The organism is Pseudofrankia coriaricola, assembly GCF_032027725.1.
In the GTDB taxonomy this organism is placed as follows: Bacteria; Actinomycetota; Actinomycetes; order Frankiales; family Frankiaceae; genus Pseudofrankia.
On sequence record NZ_JASNFO010000010.1, the window covers coordinates 18,095 to 36,989 of the forward strand.

At 74.5% G+C, this 18,895-nt stretch carries 9 protein-coding genes; 5 read left to right on the forward strand and 4 right to left on the reverse strand.

Going from position 1 to position 18,895, the window contains the following annotated elements:
• The first annotated feature begins 86 nt into the window (after positions 1 to 86).
• The 5 genes from QOZ89_RS07490 (at position 87) to QOZ89_RS07510 (ending at position 14,843) form a co-directional block, all read left to right on the forward strand.
• Entirely contained in the window at positions 87 to 992 is a 906-nt protein-coding gene (locus QOZ89_RS07490) for a siderophore-interacting protein (RefSeq protein WP_312623376.1), read from the forward strand.
• A 148-nt stretch (positions 993 to 1,140) separates the two neighbouring features.
• Entirely contained in the window at positions 1,141 to 2,031 is an 891-nt protein-coding gene (locus QOZ89_RS07495; protein ID WP_071051097.1) for an NAD(P)-dependent oxidoreductase, read from the forward strand.
• Positions 2,032 to 2,290: 259 nt separating this feature from the next.
• Positions 2,291 to 2,983, forward strand: coding sequence for a GNAT family N-acetyltransferase (locus tag QOZ89_RS07500; RefSeq protein WP_071051098.1), 693 nt, complete (start codon positions 2,291 to 2,293; stop codon positions 2,981 to 2,983).
• A 182-nt stretch (positions 2,984 to 3,165) separates the two neighbouring features.
• Positions 3,166 to 9,954, forward strand: coding sequence for a non-ribosomal peptide synthetase (locus QOZ89_RS07505; RefSeq protein ID WP_312623377.1), 6,789 nt, complete (start codon positions 3,166 to 3,168; stop codon positions 9,952 to 9,954).
• Positions 9,951 to 14,843: a non-ribosomal peptide synthetase gene (locus tag QOZ89_RS07510; protein ID WP_312623378.1), complete on the forward strand. Its 4,893-nt coding sequence runs from the start codon at positions 9,951 to 9,953 to the stop codon at positions 14,841 to 14,843. The genes QOZ89_RS07505 and QOZ89_RS07510 overlap by 4 nt, the downstream gene beginning before the upstream one ends.
• Before the next feature lie 108 nt (positions 14,844 to 14,951).
• Here the strand turns inward: QOZ89_RS07510 and QOZ89_RS07515 are convergent, their stop codons facing one another.
• From QOZ89_RS07515 to QOZ89_RS07530, 4 genes are all read right to left on the reverse strand, one after another.
• Positions 14,952 to 15,080 (reverse strand): hypothetical protein, encoded by a 129-nt coding sequence (locus QOZ89_RS07515; protein WP_274536579.1) that lies wholly within the window; start codon positions 15,078 to 15,080, stop codon positions 14,952 to 14,954.
• A 76-nt stretch (positions 15,081 to 15,156) separates the two neighbouring features.
• Positions 15,157 to 15,498: a hypothetical protein gene (locus tag QOZ89_RS07520; protein WP_071051101.1), complete on the reverse strand. Its 342-nt coding sequence runs from the start codon at positions 15,496 to 15,498 to the stop codon at positions 15,157 to 15,159.
• 46 nt (positions 15,499 to 15,544) lie between these two features.
• Positions 15,545 to 17,956, reverse strand: a complete 2,412-nt coding sequence (locus QOZ89_RS07525; RefSeq protein ID WP_312623379.1) for a CHAT domain-containing protein — start codon at positions 17,954 to 17,956, stop codon at positions 15,545 to 15,547.
• Positions 17,953 to 18,651 carry a hypothetical protein gene (locus tag QOZ89_RS07530; protein WP_131804109.1) on the reverse strand — a complete coding sequence of 233 codons (699 nt, stop codon included), beginning with the start codon at positions 18,649 to 18,651 and terminating at the stop codon, positions 17,953 to 17,955. The genes QOZ89_RS07525 and QOZ89_RS07530 overlap by 4 nt, the downstream gene beginning before the upstream one ends.
• Between the last annotated feature and the right edge of the window lie 244 nt (positions 18,652 to 18,895).

Consider the following 18,895-nt stretch of genomic DNA (forward strand, 5'->3'; position numbering starts at 1 on the left):
GACGATGCGCGGACCAGGACTTCCGCGCGGCGGACAACTTAGGTTAGGCTTCCCTTATTATCCGGTTGGGTAGGAGGTGGGGCATCGTGGCGGGGATCCGACAGGAGATCCGGCGCATCACTCGGGACGGATCCTCGCGGATCGTCTGTGTCGTCCGGGTCGAGTCGGTGGTCGCGCTGTCTCCCGGCTTCGCCAGGGTCACGGTCCACGGCGACGGTCTCGACGCGTACCGCGAGGTCATGGCCGCTGACGCGTTCAAGGCCATGCTTCCTCCGGACGGTCGCTCGACGGCCGACGACGTCGAATGGGACGCGTACGGCCTGCCTCGCTGGCGGTCCGCGGGCCGCGCACCGCAGTACCGGGCGTTCACCGTCCGTCGTTTTGACCCGGCGGCGCGCAGCCTCGAGTTCGACACCATGCTCCACGCCGGCGGGCTGGTCCGATCCTGGCTGGACCGCGTTTGCCCGGGCGACGCCTTCGGCCTCGTCGGGATGCGGCGTGATTTCTACGCCGCGCAGGGGGTGACCCGCCATCTGATCGTCGCGGACTCGAGCGCGCTGCCCGCCGTGGCGGCCATCGTCGAGTCGCTGCCCCCGGATGTCGAGGCGTCGGTCTACCTCGCCGTCGACGATGAGGATGACGCGGCGCTCGTGCCCACGCGCGACAACGTCCGCGTCCGCGCCGTGTCCGGCGGTTCGCCCGCCGGCGCGGGCTCGCCGCTGGAGCAGACGGTGCGGCTGCACGAACGACCGGGTGGGCGGGTGCAGGCCTGGCTCGCGGCGGAGGCGGGCGTGGTCAGGGCACTGCGCCGATGGGTGCTGGGGGAATTCGCCGTCTCGGCGGACGACCTGCACGCCACCGCCTACTGGAAGGCCGGTCTGGACAGCGAGGCCCGTGACGGGGCCGACCTCGTCCGTTACCAGTCGGAGCTTGCCGCGGGTGCCGACCCGACCGACCCGGCCGTCCGCGAGCGCGTCGAGCTCGAGGTCTGAGCCGTCGGCGGCGAGGCGTGACCGAAAGCCGGGCCGGCACCGAGGCGCGCGGACGGGTAGGCGGACGGGTAGGTAGCCAGCCCAGAGGGTGGTTACTTTGGTTTGGTTAGGTTAACCTAAGGCACCTCGGACCGATATGGGAGGTGCGGTGAAAACTGGGTTCATCGGGCTCGGCACGATGGGGCGGCCCATGGCCAGGCGGCTGCTGGCCGCGGGGCATGAGCTGGCGTGCGCGTCCCGGTCTCCCGGGCCCGTGCGGGAACTCGCCGCTCTCGGGGCCGAGCCGCTGCCGACCGCCGCCGACGTCGTGGCGCGATCGGAGATCACCTTCCTGTGCCTGCCGGACGACGAGGCGGTCCGCTCGGTCGTCGTCGAATGCCTGCCGGTCGTCCGCGGCCGCACGATCGTCGACCACTCGACCGTCGGCCCCGACACCGAGGCGCGACTGGGCGAGCTCGTCCGCAAGGGGGGCGGCCACTATCTCGACGCGCCGGTCTCGGGCGGTCCGCAGGGCGCCGAGGCGGGCACGCTCGCGGTCATGGTCGGCGGCGAGGCGGACGAGTTCGAGACCGTGCGACCGGTCATCGACGCCTACGCCGGCTACGTCGCGCTGGCGGGCGACGTCGGCGCCGGCCAGGTCGTCAAGCTCTGCAACCAGGTGCTGGTGTGCGCCCAGCTGCTCACGCTGGCCGAGTGCGCGGAGCTGGCCCAGCGCTCCGGTGTGGACCCCCAGGCGCTGCACGACGTGCTCGGCCACTCCACCGGCGACAGCTTCATCGCCCGCTCCCGCTTTCCAGTACCGGGGGTCGCGCCCCAGAGCCCGGCCTCCAACGACTGGCGGCCCGACTTCACCACCGCCCTGATGCACAAGGACATCGACCTCGCCTGGGCGCACGGCAACCGGATCGGTGCCCCGCCGCGCTCGGCGCTGCGCGTCCTGGACCTGCTCGCGGAGAACATCCGGTCCGGCAACGCCGGGCTCGACTTCTCCTCCTTCGCGGCGCTGGTGCCGGCCCGTCCCAGGCAGGAGACGTACTGATCGGCCGCTGACAGCGCCGATCGCCGGTGCCCACCGCACCACCGCTGACCATCTCTGACCTGCACGTCCCGGCGCGCCTGGAAACCGGCGCGGGGCGCACGCCCACGCCCTCAGGCGGCCTGCCCTGGCCCAGGTGGCCGGGACGGCGCCACGACACGGCCACCGCCCGGCCACCGACCATCCGCTCCCGTCACGGCTCCGGCCAGTGAGGCCGGCCGCGGCCACCGCCAGGTACCGATCCCGATGGAGGACATCAGACATGCCCGCCCAACCCGCGCCCGCCGATACGGCGACCGCCGAGTCCGGCGAGGACAACCTGCTGCCTCGGCTACGGGTTACAGGCCTCCCTCCCGAGGTCCTCGCGGTTCCCGCCCCGCCCCTGCCGGTGATGCCGGCCCCGTTCGTGGTGCGGCTCGCCGACCCCGAAGCCGATGCCGAGCTGGTGTCGGAGTGGATGAGCCGCGACCTGCTCATCCACACCTGGAACTCCGCCTGGCCGGCGGACCGCTGGCGGCGCTACCTGCGGGCGCAGCTGGACAGCGACTTCTCCCGGCCTCTGATGCTGAGCTACGAGGACACGACAGTCGGCTACCTGGAGCTGTACCGGGCCTCCCGCGACACGATCTCCACCTTCTACGACAGCGACCCGTGGGACCTGGGACTGCACGCCGCCGTCGTGATGCGCTCGGCCATGCCCGCCCGAGGCGTCGAACACGGGCTGCGCAGCCTCGTCGAGGGCGTCTTCCAAGCGGAGCCGCGGTGCCGCCGGGTCGTGTTCGAACCGGACCACCGCAACACCCCTGCCCGGCTGGTCTGCAAGGGGGCCGGCTGCCAGGAGCTCGGCCTGCACCACATGCCCCCCCGCACGATCGTGCTCTTCGCCTGGCCGCGCGACCAGAACGACGCGCCCCCCGCGTACCAGAGCCTCGAGTCATCCGCACCCGTCGACTGACCGGCGCGCGAGCCCGCCGGTACGCCGGCCCGCGGGGCCCTGCACCCGCCCACTGGCCGTCGGGCCGCGCTCTTCTTCGGCCACGCGGCCCGACGGCCAGGCGGCAGCCGGCCACCAGTACCGCCGCCGCACCAAAGACGACCTGACATTGCTGACTGCGCGACTCGGGAGGCCGACGAGGCATGGGGAACGACACCGACCGCAGGCGCGCGCTGCTGCGCCGAACCCTGACCGAGCGCGGCCTGACCGACCAGGAGCCGGCCGTCGCGGCGCCCGCGAGGCGCGGCGGCGACGACCGCTACCCGCTGTCATCCGGCCAGCGGCGCATGTGGTTCCTGCACCAGGTCGACGCCGGCCGCGCCGACCTGAACGTGGGCGTGGCCATGCGGCTGGCCGGCGAGCTCGACCGGGACCGGCTGGCACGTGCCGCGGCCGCCGTCGCCGAGCGGCACGAGATCCTGCGCACCACGTACCACGCGGACGCCGACGGCACCCCGTTCCAGACCGTCCAGGCGGCACCCGCGCTCCCGCTCGCCGCGGACGACCTGCGCGCGCTGCCGGCGGACGCCCGGGAGGCTCGGGTGCGCGGGCTCGCGGCCGGCGAGTTCACCCGTCCGTTCGACCTCACCCGCGACGCGCCGCTGCGGCTGACCCTGCTGCGCACCGGCGACGACGAGCACGTCCTGCTGCTGGTCGCGCATCACATCGCCTGGGACGACGACTGCTGGGAGCCGTTCTTCGCCGACCTCTCCCAGGCGTACGCCACCGGCGCCACCGGCCCGACCTCGCCGGCCCAGTACCTGGACCTGCAGGTTCTCGACCCGTCCGCGCGTCCCGGCGCCGATTCCGCCGCCGCGGACCTGGCCTACTGGCACGACGCGCTCGCGGGATCGATCGAGCCCTTCGAACTCCCGGGCGAGCTCACGCGGACGGCCGCCGCCGCACCCGGCTCCGCCGCCACGGCCAGCACGCCGGGCGCGAGCGGGCACCGCCAGGCGGAGGTGCCCGCCGACGTCGCCGCCCAGGTCCGCTCCCTCGCTCGGTCGCTGCGCGCCACCCCGTTCGCCGTGCTCACCGCCGCGTTCGCCGCGTTGACCCACCGCGTCACCGGCGCGACGGACCTGGTCGTCGTCACCCCCGTCGTCGACCGGCCGAGCCAGCGCGCCGCGGGCGCGCTCGGTTACTTCGGCAACACGCTCCCGCTGCGGATCCAGGTCGCCGGCGCCGGCTCGTTCCAGGCGCTCGTCGAGCACACCCGGGACGTGTGCGCCGGGGCGTTCGCGCACCAGGGCGTCGGCCTGGAACGCATCGTCGCCGAGGCGCTCGCCAACCGGGGCGGCGGGCTGGACACGCTCGCGCGCGTCGGGTTCGGCGCCCGCTCCGGCGCGTGGACGGGGCTCACCGTGCCCGGTCTGCGTTCCGAGCGGCTCGACCTGCACGGCGCCGTCGCGCAGCTGCCGTTCGAGGTGATGGCACAGCCGACCGCCGACGACTCCTGGCTGCTGGAGGCCACCTACCAGCCGGGCGTCCTGCCCGACCAGATGGCGAGCCGCCTGCTCGAGGAGCTCGTCGTCCTGCTCGGCGCGGCTGTCCGCGGGCCGGGCACCGCCGTCGGCGACCTGCGGGTGCTGAGCGATCGGCGCCACGCCGAGCTGCTGGGCTTCTCGACCGGCCGTCCCGTCACGATGGTGGCGCCGACGCTGCCGGCCTTCGTCGCCGAGCAGGCTCGGCGCACCCCGCACGCCCCGGCGGTCGTCGCCGACGAGGCCACCCTCACCTATGCCGAGCTGACCGCCCGCGCCTACCGGCTCGCGCACCGGCTGATCCGGCAGGGAATCGGCACCGAGGACGTCGTCGCGCTGCGCTACCCCCGCGGCCTGGACATGGTCGTCGCGACGCTCGGCGTCGTCGCCAGCGGCGCCGCCTACCTGCCCGTCGACCCCGAGTACCCAGCGGACCGCATCGAGTACATGCTGGCCGACGCGAGACCGCGCCTCGTCCTGGACGGGCCGCTGGACCTGGACGACCCGGGGCTGCCCGCCACCGAGCCCACCGACGCCGACCGGGTCCGCCCGCTGCTGCCGGACAACACGGCGTACGTCATCTACACGTCCGGCTCGACGGGGGCGCCGAAGGGCGTACCCGTCTCGCACGCGGCCATCTGCGGCCACTTCTCCTGGCTGAGGCAGGAGTACTCGGTCGGCGCCAACGACGCGCTGCTGCAGGTGGCCTCGCCCAGCTTCGACGTCTCGGTCGGCGAGCTGTTCGGGCCGCTGTGCGCTGGCGCGCGCCTCGTCCTGCCGCGTCTCGGCGGACTGCAGGACCTGCCATACCTGACCGGGCTGCTCGAGGAGCAGCGCATCAGCTGGATGCACTTCGTCCCCTCGCTGCTCGACCTGTTCCTCAGCCTGCCGGGCACCGCGGACTGGAAGTCGCTGCGCCTGGTGCCGATCGGCGGTGAGGCGCTGCCGGGGGAGCTGGCCGACCGGTTCCGGCGCACCTTCGACGCCAGCCTGCACAACTTCTACGGCCCGACCGAGACCACGCTCGCCGCGACCCGCTACGTCGTGGACGCGCCGCAGGGCACCCGCACGGTGCCGATCGGCGTGCCCAAGGCGGACACCCAGGTCTACGTCCTCGACGAGCGCCTGCGGCTCGTGCCGCCCGGCACTGTCGGGGAGATCTACATCGGCGGTGGCCAGCTCGCCCGCGGCTACCTGGGCAGGCCGGGCCTGACCGCGTCGCGGTTCATCGCCGACCCCGTCCGGCCGGGCGGCGGGCGGCTCTACCGCACCGGTGACCTGGGCCGTTGGAACGCCGGCGGCGAGCTGGAGTTCGCCGGCCGCGCCGACGAGCAGGTGAAGATCCGCGGGTTCCGCGTCGAGCTCGGGGAGATCCAGGCCGTGCTCGCCCGCCACCCCGAGGTGCGCCAGTGCGTCGTCCTGGCCACGGAGGCCGAGCGCCTGGGGACAGTTCTCGTCGCCTATGTGGTGCCCGCCAGCAACCGGTCCGCCGAGCGCTGGGAGCGGGACTGGTCCGGCCCCGGCGGGCTTGAGGGACAGCTGCGCGACCACCTCTCCCGCGCGCTGCCCGCCCACATGGTGCCGGCCGCGTTCGTCCGGATGGGGCAGATCCCCGTCACCGCGAACGGCAAGGCCGACCGGGCCGCGCTGCCCGTCCCGGACCTGTCCTCGGGCCAGTCGGACCGCGAGCCGTCGACCGAGACCGAGAAGCTCATGTGCGCGGCGTTCGCCGAGACGCTCGGGCGCGACCGCGTCGGCGTGGACGCCGGGTTCTTCGAGCTCGGCGGGCACTCGCTGCTGGCGACGTCACTGCTGTCCGCCGTCGAGGCGCGGACCGGGGTGCGCCTGCGGCTCGCCGACGCGTTCGAGGCGCCGACCCCTGCCGGTCTCGCCGCCCTGGTCGACGCACGGCTCGCCGGCGTCACCCCCGACCGCCCGGAACTGCCGCCGATCGTCGCCCACCCGCACCGGCCCGAACGGCCGCCGCTGTCCTACGCCCAGCTGCGGCAGTGGGTCGGCTACCGGGTCGAGGGTCCGCGCGGCACCTACAACATCCCGTTCACCGCCCGCGTCGACGGCGAGCTCGACGTCGACGCCCTGGCCGCGGCGCTGCGCGACGTGACCGACCGGCACGAGGTGCTGCGCACCGTCTACCCGGAGGCCGACGGGGTGCCTCACCAGGAGATCTGGCCGGCGCTCCCGCTGGACGTGCCGGTGGTCGACCTGACGGGGGAGCCGGATCCGCGCGGGGCGCTGCGCGACCAGCTGGCGAGTCTCGCCGGGCACCTGTTCAACCTGTCGGCCGCGCCGCCGATCCGGGCGACCGTGCTGCGGGTCGGGCCCCGGCTGCACTGGCTGAGCGTGGTCGTCCACCACATCGCGGCCGACGAGTGGTCGGCGCCGGTCCTGTTCCAGGACATGGTCACCGCCTACCGGGCCCGCGTCGCCCGTGCCGCGCCGGGCTGGGACCCGCTGCCCGTCCAGTACGTCGACTACGCCCTGTGGCAACGCGAGATGTTCACTCCGCGGGTGCCGGAAGAGCCTTCGGACGAGGCGGCGCGGCCGAGCCGGGAGGACGGCGGCCGGCCCACCCTCGAGGAGGAGCAGGTCGCGTTCTGGCGCCAGGCGCTCGCGGACCTGCCCGAGGACACCGCAGTGGGCCGCGACCGGCCCCGGCCCCGCGTCCAGTCCGACCAGGGCGACACGGTGGCGCTGCGGGTGCCGCCGGCGCTGCGCCAGCGGCTGGCCCAGCTCGCGCGGGAGACGGACGCGACCGAGTTCATGGTGCTGCAGACCGCCGTGGCGCTCACCCTGCGCGCGCTCGGCGCCGGCACCGACATCCCGCTGGGCACGCCCGTCGCCGGCCGCACCCGCCCAGAGGTCGGGCGGACCGTCGGCATGTTCGTGAACACCCTGGTCCTGCGCAACGACCTGTCGGGCGCGCCGACGGGGCGGGAGCTGCTACGGCGGACCCGGGCGCTCGCGCTCGCGGCCCTCGCCCACCAGGACCTCCCGTTCGAACGGCTGGTGGACGCGGTCAACCCGGCGCGCACCACGGCCCGCCACCCGCTGTTCCAGGTGCTGGTGCACCTGCGCGAGTCCGGGCTGACCAGCACGGCGCTGGACGAGCGCGGCACGACGCTGCGCACGGAGGCCCCGGTCGACGCGACGGCCAAGTTCGACCTGACGTTCGACTTCTACGCCGACGGTGACGGCTTCGGCGGCGGGATCAACTACCGCGTCGAGCTGTACGACCAGGCCACCGTGCGGACCATGGCCGACCGCCTGCTGCGGGTGCTCGACGCGCTCGCGACCACCCCCGACAGCCCGCTTCCCGCGATCGACGTGCTGTCCCCGCGGGAGCGTGCCTCGCTGGACGCGTGGAGCTGGCCCGACCCGGAGCCCGAGCTGGCGGTCGAGCCCGTACCCGCGACCGTGCCCGAGTTGCTCGAACAGGCGCGCCGCGCCGCGCCCGCCGGGGGGCTGGTGCGGTGCGGTGGGGCGACGATCGACCACGCGACGCTGCACGAGCGCGCCGACCGGCTCGCCGGCCACCTGCGCACGCTCGGCGCCGGGCCGGACACCTTCGTCGCCGTCGCGCTGCCCCGCACGCTCGACATGCTCGTGGCGCTGGTCGCCGTGATGAAGTCCGGCGCGGCCTTCCTCCCGCTCGACCTGCGCCTCCCGGCCGAGCGGCTCGCCTTCATGCTCGCCGACGCCGAGGCCGTCTGTGTGCTCACCACCGAGGCGGTCGCCGACCTGCTGCCCGCCCCCGGCGCCGGGGCCAAGGCCGTGGGCACGCCGCGCGTCGTGCTCGACGACCCGGCCACCCAGGCCGCCATCGCCGACGCCGATCCGCCGGGCGAGCTAGGCCTGCGTGGCGACCATGCGGCCTACCTGTTGTTCACCTCCGGGTCCACCGGCCTGCCCAAGGGTGTCGTCGGCACCCAGCGCGCCATGGCGAACCGGCTCGCCTGGCAGCCCCGGCGGTATCCCGTCGACGAACCGGACGTGCGCCTCGCGCAGGGCGCGCTGAGCTTTCTCGACGGCCCGCTGGAGCTGCTCGCCGCCGTCGCGGCGGGCGCCGAGCTGCTGCTCGCCGACGACGAGCAGGCCCGGGACCTGTCCGCGCTGGCTGGGCTCCTGCGGGCACACCCGGTCGGCCAGGTGACGATGGTGGCCAGCGCCGTCAGCGCGCTCGTCGACACGGCTCCCGACGCGGTCGGCTCGGTGCGCCGCTGGGTCTGCAGCGGCGAGCCGCTGCTGGACCCGCTGCTGGACCGGCTCGCCGCGGCGGCGCCCGAGAGCCACCTGGTGAACTCGTACGGGACGACCGAGACGGCCGGGGCGATCGTGCGCGCGACCGTCATGCCCGGCCGGCTCGCCGCCGGGCGGCCGGTCCCCGGCACGCGGATCGTGGTCCTCGACGACCTCCTGTGCCCTGTGCCGCCGGGCACGGTGGGGGAGGTCTGCGTGTCCGGCGCGCAGCTCGCCCGCGGCTACTGGCGGCGCCCCGGCCTGACCGCCAGCCGGTTCGTCGCGGACCCGTTCGCCACCGAGCCGGGCGGACGGCTCTACCGCACCGGCGACCGCGGCTGGTGGGACGCGGAAGGGCGGCTGCGCTTCGCCGGCAGGGTGGACCACCAGGTCAAGATCCGCGGCTTCCGGATCGAGCTCGGCGAGGTGGAGGCGGCGCTGCGGGCCGCGCCCGGCGTCGGTGCCGCCGCCGCGCGCCTGCACCCGCTGCACGGCGCCGACGCCATCGTGGGCTACGTCGTCCGCGCCGCCACCAGCGCCACCGCGGCGTCACCGGCGGACGCGGCGAATGCCGTCGACTCGTGGACCGTCGACACCTCGGCCGTCGACACGCCCGGCGGGGCTCCACCGGCCGGCGGCGCGGATGACCGGGCCTTCGCGGACCTGGTCCGGGCACACGTCGCCGAACGGCTGCCGAGCTACGCGGTGCCCGCCGCGGTGGTCGTCCTGGCGGAGCTGCCGCTGACCAGGTCCGGGAAGATCAACCGACCGGACCTGCCCGCGCCGGACCTGGCGGCGACGGCGGTCGCCGACGAGCTCATGACCGACACCGAACGCGCCCTGGCCGCGATCCTCGCCGAGGTGCTGGACGTGCCGCGGGTCGGCCGCTCGGACCGGTTCTTCGCCCTCGGCGGCGACAGCATCGTCTCGATCCAGGTGTCCGCGAAGGCGCGGGAGGCCGGCCTGCCCCTGGAGCCCAGGCTGCTGTTCGAGCACGAGACGGTCGAGGCTGTCGCCGCCGCGATCGACGCGGCCCGCGCCGACAGCACGGCGCCCGGTGACGGCGAGCCGGGCGGCCCGGACAGCGACGGGCTGGACGACTGGCTCGCGCCCGAGACCGACCCGATGAGCGCGTCCGGGCTGGACGCGACCGATCTCGCCGCGCTCGAGCGCGCCTGGAGGGCCCGATGAGCACCGCCGAGGCGAGCACGACCGACGCGAGCACGACTGACGCGTCGCGCCGCCGGATCGTCGACGTCCTCACGCTGACCCCGCTGCAGACCGGGCTGTACGCGCTCGCGCAGGCCCGCGAGCCGGGCGCCGTCGACCCGTACACGATCCAGTTCGTCGCCGACATCGACGGGCCTCTCGACGTCGACCGGCTGCGGCGCGCCACGGTGGCGCTGCTGGACCGGCACCCGAACCTGCGGGTGTCGTTCTGGGACCGCGACCTGCCGCACCCGGTGCAGATCGTGCCGGACGGCGCCGCGCCTGCCTGGCGGGAGGTGACCTGCGCGCGCACCGAGCTCGACGCGCTCGCCGACCGGGAGCGCCGCGTCCCGTTCGACCTCGCCGCCGGCCCCGCGATGCGCTTCGCCCTCGCCACGACCGAGCCGGGCCATCACCGGCTGATCGGGACGGTGCACCACATCGTCGTCGACGGCTGGTCGGTGCCGACCATGCTGCGCGACCTGGTCGCCGGCTACCTCGGTGACGGCCGGACCGACCACCTGCCGGCGGTCCGGCCGTACCGCGACTACGTGGCCTGGCTCGGGCGCCAGGACCCGGGCTTGGCCCGGTCCGCCTGGCGTGACTACCTCGGCGGGCTGGCCGAGCCGTCGATCCTCGCCCCCGGCCGCCGCGGCACGGCCGCCGCGCTGCCGGTGTCGGTCGAGGTCGGCATGGACGCCGCCGACACCGCGCGGCTGGTGGGCTGGGCGCGTGAGAGCGGGCTCACCGTCAACACGCTCGCCCAGTTCGCCTGGGCGGTGCTGCTCGGCCGGCTCACCGACCGCCGCGACGTGGTGTTCGGGGCGACCGTCGCCGGCCGGCCCGAACAGCTCACCGGCGTCGAGGACATGGTTGGCCTGTTCATCAACACCGTGCCGGTCCGGGCGCGGCTCGACACCGCCCACACCGTCCGGCAGGGCTGCGTCGACCTGCAGCGCCGGGTGGTCGGCATGCGGGCGCACGGCGGCGTCGGCCTCGCCGCGCTGCAACGCCTGTCCGGCCATCCCGAGCTGTTCGACACCCTGATGGTGTTCCAGAACGCCCCGCGCGGGTCGATGGCGGACGTCGTGCGCGCACCGGACGGGGTGGTGTTCACGCCGCTGCGGCTGGACAGCCTCACCCACTACCCGCTCACGCTGGTGCCCTACCTCGCCGACGGCGAGCTGCGCGTCGTGCTGGAGCACCGCGCCGACCTCCTGCCCACCATCGACCCGGGCCAGCTCGGCGAGCGGCTGCTCCAGGTCCTGCGTTCACTGCCCGGCCACGCCGACGCCGACCCGGACACGCTCGACATCCTGCTGCCCGGCGAACGCACCATCCTGCTCACTCCGGCGAAGCCGTCTCGCGGCCCGGACGCCGATGCCGAGTCTGATGAGGGCGGTGCACAGCGCACTCCTACCGGCCCGCCCGCGCCCGCCGAGGCGGGCAGGACGGCCGGCTCGGCGGACGCGGGGCGCGACGAGCCGGCGACCGTCGGCGACCTGTTCTGGCGGCACGTCCAGGACACGCCAGCGGCGCTGGCCATGACCTGGTCCACCGGGCCCGCGGCGCACGCGGACCCGAGCGGGGGCGCCGAACCCGGCCGGCTGGGCTATGGCGAGCTCGGCGCGGCCGCCGCGCGGCTCGCGTACGAGCTGGGCGCGCGCGGCGTCGGCCAGGAGGACGCGGTCGTCATCGCGCTGCCGCGCGGCCCGCGCTTCGTCGTGGCGCTGCTGGCGGTGGCGCTGGCCGGCGGCACGTCGGTCCCCGTCGAGTGGCCGGTGCCCGCGGCGCGCCTGGCCACGCTGGTCGACCGGACCTCGGCGGTGCTCGCGATCGCCGCCGCGGACGCGCTGCCGGGCCGCGCCGTGCCCGTCCTGAACCTGGACGGCCCGGGGACGGCCGCGTCGGTGGCCGGCCGGCCCGCCGAGCGGCCGGCCGTGCGGGTGCTGCCCGACCAGGCGCTCTACACGATCTTCACGTCCGGCTCGACGGGCGAGCCCCGGGGCGTGGTGGGCACGCACCGGGGGATCGCCGCCCTGCTCGCCGACCACCGCGCCCGCGTGTACGAGCCGGCGGCCCGCCGCCTCGGCCGGCCGCTGCGGGTCGGCCATGCCTGGTCGATGAGCTTCGACGCGTCCTGGCAGCCGACGCTGGCGCTGCTGGCCGGGCACGCCCTGCACGTGTTCGACGCGGAGGAACAGCGCGACCCGGCCAGGCTCGTGGACGGCGTCAGGCGGTTCGGCCTCGACATGATCGAGACGTCGCCGTCGATGTTCGGCCATCTCGCGCAGGCCGGCCTGCTGGAAGCCACGCCGGATGGGGAGCGCTGCCCCCTCGCGGTGCTGGGACTCGGCGGCGACGCGGTCGGGCCCGACGTGTGGGACCGGCTGCGCGCGCTGCCGACCACGGCCGTCCACAACTTCTACGGGCCGACCGAGACGACGGTCGACGCGGCGTCGGCCGCGCTCGCCGACACCGCCGAGCCGAGCATCGGCCACCCGGTGGCCGGCATGCGCTCCTACGTCCTCGACTCCCGGCTGCGGCTGGCCCCCTCGGGTGTGGTCGGCGAGCTCTACCTGGGCGGCGACCAGCTGACCAGGGGCTACCTGGGCCGGCCCGGGCACACCGCCGGGCGCTTCGTCGCGGACCCCTTCCAGCCCGGGGAACGGATGTACCGCACGGGCGACGTCGTGCGCCGCGCGGCGGCGGGCACGCTGGAGTACCTGGGCCGCGACGACGACCAGGTCAAGATCCGGGGCTACCGGGTCGAGCCGGCGGAGATCGAGGCGGCGGTGCGCGCGGTGCCCGGCGTGTCGACGGCCGTCGTCCGGGCGGTGGCGCGAGGCGCCGGCCAGGCCCTCGTCGCCTTCGTCGTCCCGGCCGGCGGCGTCGCCGCCCCGGCCTCGCCGTCGCCGGCCACCCTGCGCGCCCAGCTGGCGGACCGGCTGCCCGCGCACCTGGTGCCCGCGCGGTTCGTGCTCGTCGACACGCTGCCGATGACCGCCAACGGCAAGGTGGACGCCCGCGCCCTCGAGGCGCTCGCCGCCGGCGGTCCGGGCGGCGTGGGCGTGGGTGCGGCCGAGGCGGCCGAGGCGCAGCCGGCCACCGCGACCGAACGCGCGCTGTGGGCGGTCGCGACCGAGCTGCTCGGCGCGGCTCCCGCCGGCGTCGACGCGGACCTCGCGGACCTGGGGCTCGACAGCATCTCGATGATCGCGCTGGTGAGCAGGGCGCGGGCCGTCGGTGTCGTGCTCACGCCGCGGCTGGTGGCGGTCAGCCGCGGCATCCGCGACCTGGCCGAGGCCGCCGACGCGCTGGCGGCTCGGACCGCGGCCGGCGGGGCGAACGGACCGGCGGGGCTCGCGGACGAGGGGCTGGGCGCGGTGCCGCCGCTGCCGATCGCGACGTGGCTGCTGGAGCTTCGCTCCTTCCGCCGCTTCACGCAGACGCAGTTGCTGGCGGTGCCGCCCGGCACCGGGACAGCGGGCGTCGAGGCGGCACTGCAGATGCTGCTCGATCGCCACCCGATGCTGCGCGCCGCGCTGGCGCCGGCAGGGGACGCGCTGGAGACCCATCCGGTCGGGGCGGTCAAGGCGGCCGACGTGCTGCGGGTCGTGCCCGGCGACGCGGCGTCCGCGCTCGGCGCCGAGGCCCGGGCCACCATCGACCGGGTCGACCCCGGCCGTGGGCGGATGCTGGCCGCGCTGTACCTGCCGGACGCCGACCTGCTCCAGCTGTCCGTGCACCATCTCGCCGTCGACGCGGTGTCCTGGGCGATCATGCTCCGGGCGCTGGCCCGACCGAGCGAGGCGACCGGTGAGCTGACCAGCTACCGGCGCTTCGGCGAGCTGGCGCGCCGGCGCGCGCAAACCGACGAGGTCGCGGGCCAGGTGCCCTACTGGGCCGCGGAGCTTGCCGGGGCGGACCGGCCGCTGGGCTCGCGGCGCACCGACCCGGCACGCGACCGGGCCGCCGACCTGACGGTCGCGACGTTCGCGGCCTCACCGGAGGCGACCGCGGCCCTGGTCGGCGCGGTGAGCCGCGAGGTCGGCCTGCGCGAGCTGCTGCTCGCCGCGCTGGGCTGGGCGGTCCGCCACTGGCGCGCCGCGCTGCCCGACGTGGTCGTCGACCTGGAGTCCCACGGTCGGTTCGACCATCTCGTCGCGGCGGCCGGCGACGAGGCGGCGGGAGCCGACCGCCCCCCGGCGAACGATGCCAACGATGTCGACACGTCGGCGACGGTGGGCTGGTTCACCAGCGTCTTCCCGTTCCGGGTGCCCACGGCGCCCGAGGCCGATGGCACGCCCGAGCCCGACGGCGGGGGCGCGCATGACGGCATGGCCGAGGCCGACGGCGCGGGCACGCCCGACGGCGCGGCCGAGGCCGACGGCGCGCGGGGGAGTGGGGGAGCCGAGGAGCCGGCGGCCGACGAGGGCGCGGCCCTGTGGCGGGCCGCGGCGGCGACCGCGCGGCGCCTCGCGGCGGTGCCGAACCAGGGATTCGACTTCGGGCTCGCCCAGAGCGTCCGCGACGATCCGCGGCTGCGCGCGGCGGCGGTTTCCCCGATCGAGTTCAACTACCTCGGCCGGTTTGACCAGCGACCGGACGCCGCCGGCGGCTGGGCGGCCGTCACCGACCGCACGCTGCACGACCTGCTGCCGGCCGACCCCGAGCCGGACCTGCCGCTGCGCTACGACCTGGAGGTCATCTGCGCCGTCGGCTCGGTCGAAGGCCCCGGCTCGCCCGCGGCGCTCGTGACGACGCTGCGCGCGAACGGCAACGTCTTGGCCGCGGCCGACCTCGACGTCCTCGGCGGCCACCTGCTCGACGCGGTCGCGCTGTTGGCTGGGTCCGCGCGGCGCCGGTAGCCGCGAGTCTGGCACACCTGCCTGACCTCCTCGGATGAGGAATCAGGCAGACCGCGCGGATCTCGAACCTCCTGTCCCTGTACCTGCCGACAAATACGTCCGGGCTGGTCAGGCTGCATGTTCGTACTCGTGCAGGATGCCGCCGAGGCGGTCACGTCGGCGGATGTCGAGATGAGTGAGCCGGTCCGGGTCGTTGATCGGTTCGGGTAGCTGCACGGCCAGCCGGTCGGAGCCCACCGAGCGATCGGGCTGCTTGTCGTCGGGCAGGGTTCGTCGGGCAGGGTATCGACACCGCCGCCGCCCGCCAACGGCTCTACGACTGGCCGCTGTCCGCGTTGTCGGTATCTGTGACGTCGATCGGGACCGGGCCATCTTCAGTGTCGCGCCAGGCGGCGCGGATACCCTTCACTGATTTGATCAGGTCGGTGAGTTGGCCGATGAGGAGGTTGGTGGCGCCGACGACGCCTCCGGCGGCGGTGAGGGTGAGTGTGATCGACTGGAGCACGTCGACTGTCGAGCGCTCGACGTCGTCGATCTCGACGCTGGCTGCGCCGGCGCCGGGTAGCTCGGCGGCGGCCGCGCGAAGCTGGTCGGCGATGAGGTCGGCGTCGCCTTCAGCCTGGAGGTAGATGGTCAGCGTCTCGGGCTCGCTCACGCGCCAAGTGTGGCAGGCAGACGGCCCGGTTGTCGCGGGCCCGAGCTCACCAGCCGAGGTAACGGAAGCTGGCCCAGAAGTACGGGTCACGCCAGGCGGTTACGGCCGTCCCATCGGCGTCCTCACCAGTCTCGGCGAGACGCAGCTGCGCGGTGCGCAGCGCCTCGGCCGGTGTCCGGCCCTCGCGGCGCCAGGCGCGGTAGAAGTGGGTCATCAGCGCGCCGGTGGCCTGGTCGGGGACCTGCCAGGAGGAGGCGACGACGGCGCCGCAGCCGGCCGTGAGGAATCCGGCGGCGAGGCTGAGCTCCTCGTTGGGTAGTTCGGGGTCAGGGACCGCGGTTTGGCAGGCGGACAGCACGGCGAGAGTGAGGTGACCGATGGTCGCGCGTGCGAGGTCTCCCAGGGTCAGCCGCTCCTCGCCAGCGAGCAGAAGTCCGGAGTTCAGCGGGTCATTGGCATCCGCGACGCCATGACAGGAGGCGTGCAGCCAGCCGGCGGTCTGGGCAGCCCGGACCACGTCGGCGCGTGACCGTTCCCCGGCCCGAAGAAGGACGGCCCGAGGGAACCACTGCGCGACCAAGGCCATCTCGCGCTCGGCCGCGGCGATCGCGGCGCCGCTGGGTGGCGGCACGCCGAGGAACACCTGGTCGTGGGGGTCAGCGTCCTGGAGGGTGCGGCGAGAGTGCGCCAGCGACCGCGCCGAGGGAACGTAGCGGATGTCGGACTCGTGCACCGCCGCGGGAGCGGACCCATCCGCGCGCTGGGCCGCGTGGATGGGGAGGTTGGCGAGATAGCCGTGGGCGACGACGTGGCACGTTCGGCGCTCAATATGGGGCCGCAGGGGCACGTAGACGGCGTCCCACAGCCAGTTGCTGACAGCGGTCACCGCATGCCGACGGGCTCCCGCCGGGAGCGTGGCGGTGCGGATGACTTTGTGGAAACGCCGCACGGACGCCGGGATCTCGTCGGTCCGGCAGAGCGGCAGGTGCTGATGGAACCACCCGCTGTCCGGGTCGTGCCCGACCATCCAGCCGCCGGTGGGCCCGGGCAGGAGGTAGATGAGCGGCTCGCCGCCGGCTGACTCGGCGACCTCGTCGGGTTCGAGCCAGCCGCGGAAGCGCTCGAACCCCACCACTCGGCGCAGCTGGTCGGTCAGCTGCGCCAGCCGGGTGGCGGCGATGTCGCGGCCGCGCACGCCGATACGCTCGGACCTGGTTGCGTTCAACGCTTCTCGCAGCTCCGAGGCGAGGCCCCCCATTCCGGCGGCGATGACCTCGCGAAGCTCGGTGTACTCGTCGGCGAACCGCTCGCGGAGGATCAACGCCCGCCCGCGTTCGAGTCGGTAGCCCGTGGCTCCCGGTGTGTCATCGGCGAACAGCCGATCTGTGACCAGCGGTGCGAGGGCGGCAATCTCGCGCAGCCAGGTACGACGTTCCGCCGGACCCGACTCGGCCTCGGCCGTCTGGAGGGCGGTGTCGTAGACGTACCGTGCCTGGACGACACCTTCCGGCCGACCGGCGTTCCCGCACCAGGCGGCGTACTCCCTCGCCAGCAGCCAGCCGTGCCAGTTCCGCCCGCCTAGCAGGATGAGCGCGTCGTGCCACTCTTCGACGTCCTCGATGCCGACGGGAATCTTGGTGCCGAGCGCGATGCGCGCGGCTCGCGCCATCGCGCAGCCAGCCGGTACCGATGATCGCTGCTTCTCCAATGCCTGCGTTGCCCAGTTGAAGGCGATGTTCAGGTCGGTCTGCAGGCCGGTGAGCGCGTAGATGTCCAGTTGGCAGCGCGCCAGGTCGGCACCCCAGGCGGCCTCTAGCCATGGCAGGACGGGGGTTTGCGGCAGCGGCGCCTGGAGCACCTGTTGCAGCAGCCGCACCGCACCGCGCAAGGTGCCTTCCGGGTCGGCGCAGGCAGCCGCCTGCAGCCGGAGGCACCGGGCCAGCCAGCCGGCGGCGACCGCGTTGTCGGCACCGGCCGCGTCCAGGGCCTCGGTCGCCGCCGCCAGGTCCCCGTCCGTTTCAAAAGTCTCTGTACGGTAGGCCGCGAGGCGCGCTTGTACGACAGCGCACCGCATGCCCACAACCGGGTCGTTCTCGCCCTGGAGGGTTTGGAGGTCGGCCGCGGTTCGCAGCGCGGTCGCGGCCTGTCTCAGGTCGGTGACCCGCATCCGGAACTCGAACAGCTCCAGGTTGGCCTCGGCCATCCACAGATAGGCGCTGATCAGATCGGGACTCGGCGGGGCGAGGCGCTCGCCTCGTAACAATGGCGTGGTGACGACTCCGTCGCCGACGTAGAGCAGACGGTCCAGGTGCCCCACCTCATCCGACATGGTCGTCGCGTCCATGAGGATGCTGGCGCCCTCCTCGAACGCGGCGGTGCGCTCCGGCCACGGGACGTCCTGCTCGTCTGCGACGCCCATGAGCGCCTCCGCGTGCAGTACCAGCCCTTCGACGTTCACAGGACGTACCCCTCGACGAATACGTCCTGGCGCCCTGCGAGGACCTCCTCGGCGAGGCCCGGATCCCGATCGGCCTCGGCTGCCACCTGCGCCATGGCGAGACTCCGGCGCAGGTGGATGACCTCGAGCGCATCCCGCTCACGTGCCGCGATCAGGTGCGCGGCCCGAAACCGTAGCCGAACCCGCTCGAGCCGTGACCGCGATAGCGGCAGCGTCCCGTCCCGCAGCATCTGCCGCTGCCCTTCGACGTCGTGCTCATCGAGGAACTGCCTCGCCCACCAGACGTCGCGCTCGGCGTCGTCCCACGCGATGCCGGCCGGTGCGACAACCTGGGACGAATGTGGACCGCCGGCCTGTTCCAGCGCGATGCTCACACTCAGCCAGTGATCCCACGCGAGCACATCGCCGATGTCGATCGCCCCGTCGATCCGTCGGCGCAGCTCTGCCTGAAGGTCCTCGTCCGTCACCACGCGCACTGCGTCGGCCAGCTCCGTGGGGCCGAGCGACTCGATGCGGTCGAGAACGTCACGTATCAGCGCCCGCTCGGCTCCGTATTCCCGGCACCGCCGCAGCGCGCTTCGCCCTCGCTCCAGTCTCTCGGCGCGACGCCCGTCGCCCTGCCGGCGGGCCACGGTCAGCAGGGCATCAATCGCCTCGTCGACGCCGCTGTCAAACAGCCACGGGTTGGCGACCACGAGGTCGTGCGCCTCGCGCGGAGATGAGTCCGCGAGCCGTACGACCACCACGGCGATGTCCCGCTCAACCATGACCCGATTCTCGCACCATCGGTCGCCGCGCATCGTCTGTCGACATGATCGCGATCGTGGTCGCAGCCCTGGAAGCAGGGACCGGTAGGACACCTCGAGACACCAATCGATCATGCTGATGGGTAGCCCAGACCGCTGCGCCGGCCGGCTGCGGCAGTCCCATCAACCTCAC

Bases quoted from the DNA above. Each gene is read 5' to 3' on its own strand.
- QOZ89_RS07505 (WP_312623377.1), top strand. From the start codon at position 3,166: ATGGGGAACGACACCGACCGCAGGCGCGCGCTGCTGCGCCGAACCCTG.
- QOZ89_RS07500 (WP_071051098.1), top strand. From the start codon at position 2,291: ATGCCCGCCCAACCCGCGCCCGCCGATACGGCGACCGCCGAGTCCGGC.
- QOZ89_RS07510 (WP_312623378.1), top strand. From the start codon at position 9,951: ATGAGCACCGCCGAGGCGAGCACGACCGACGCGAGCACGACTGACGCG.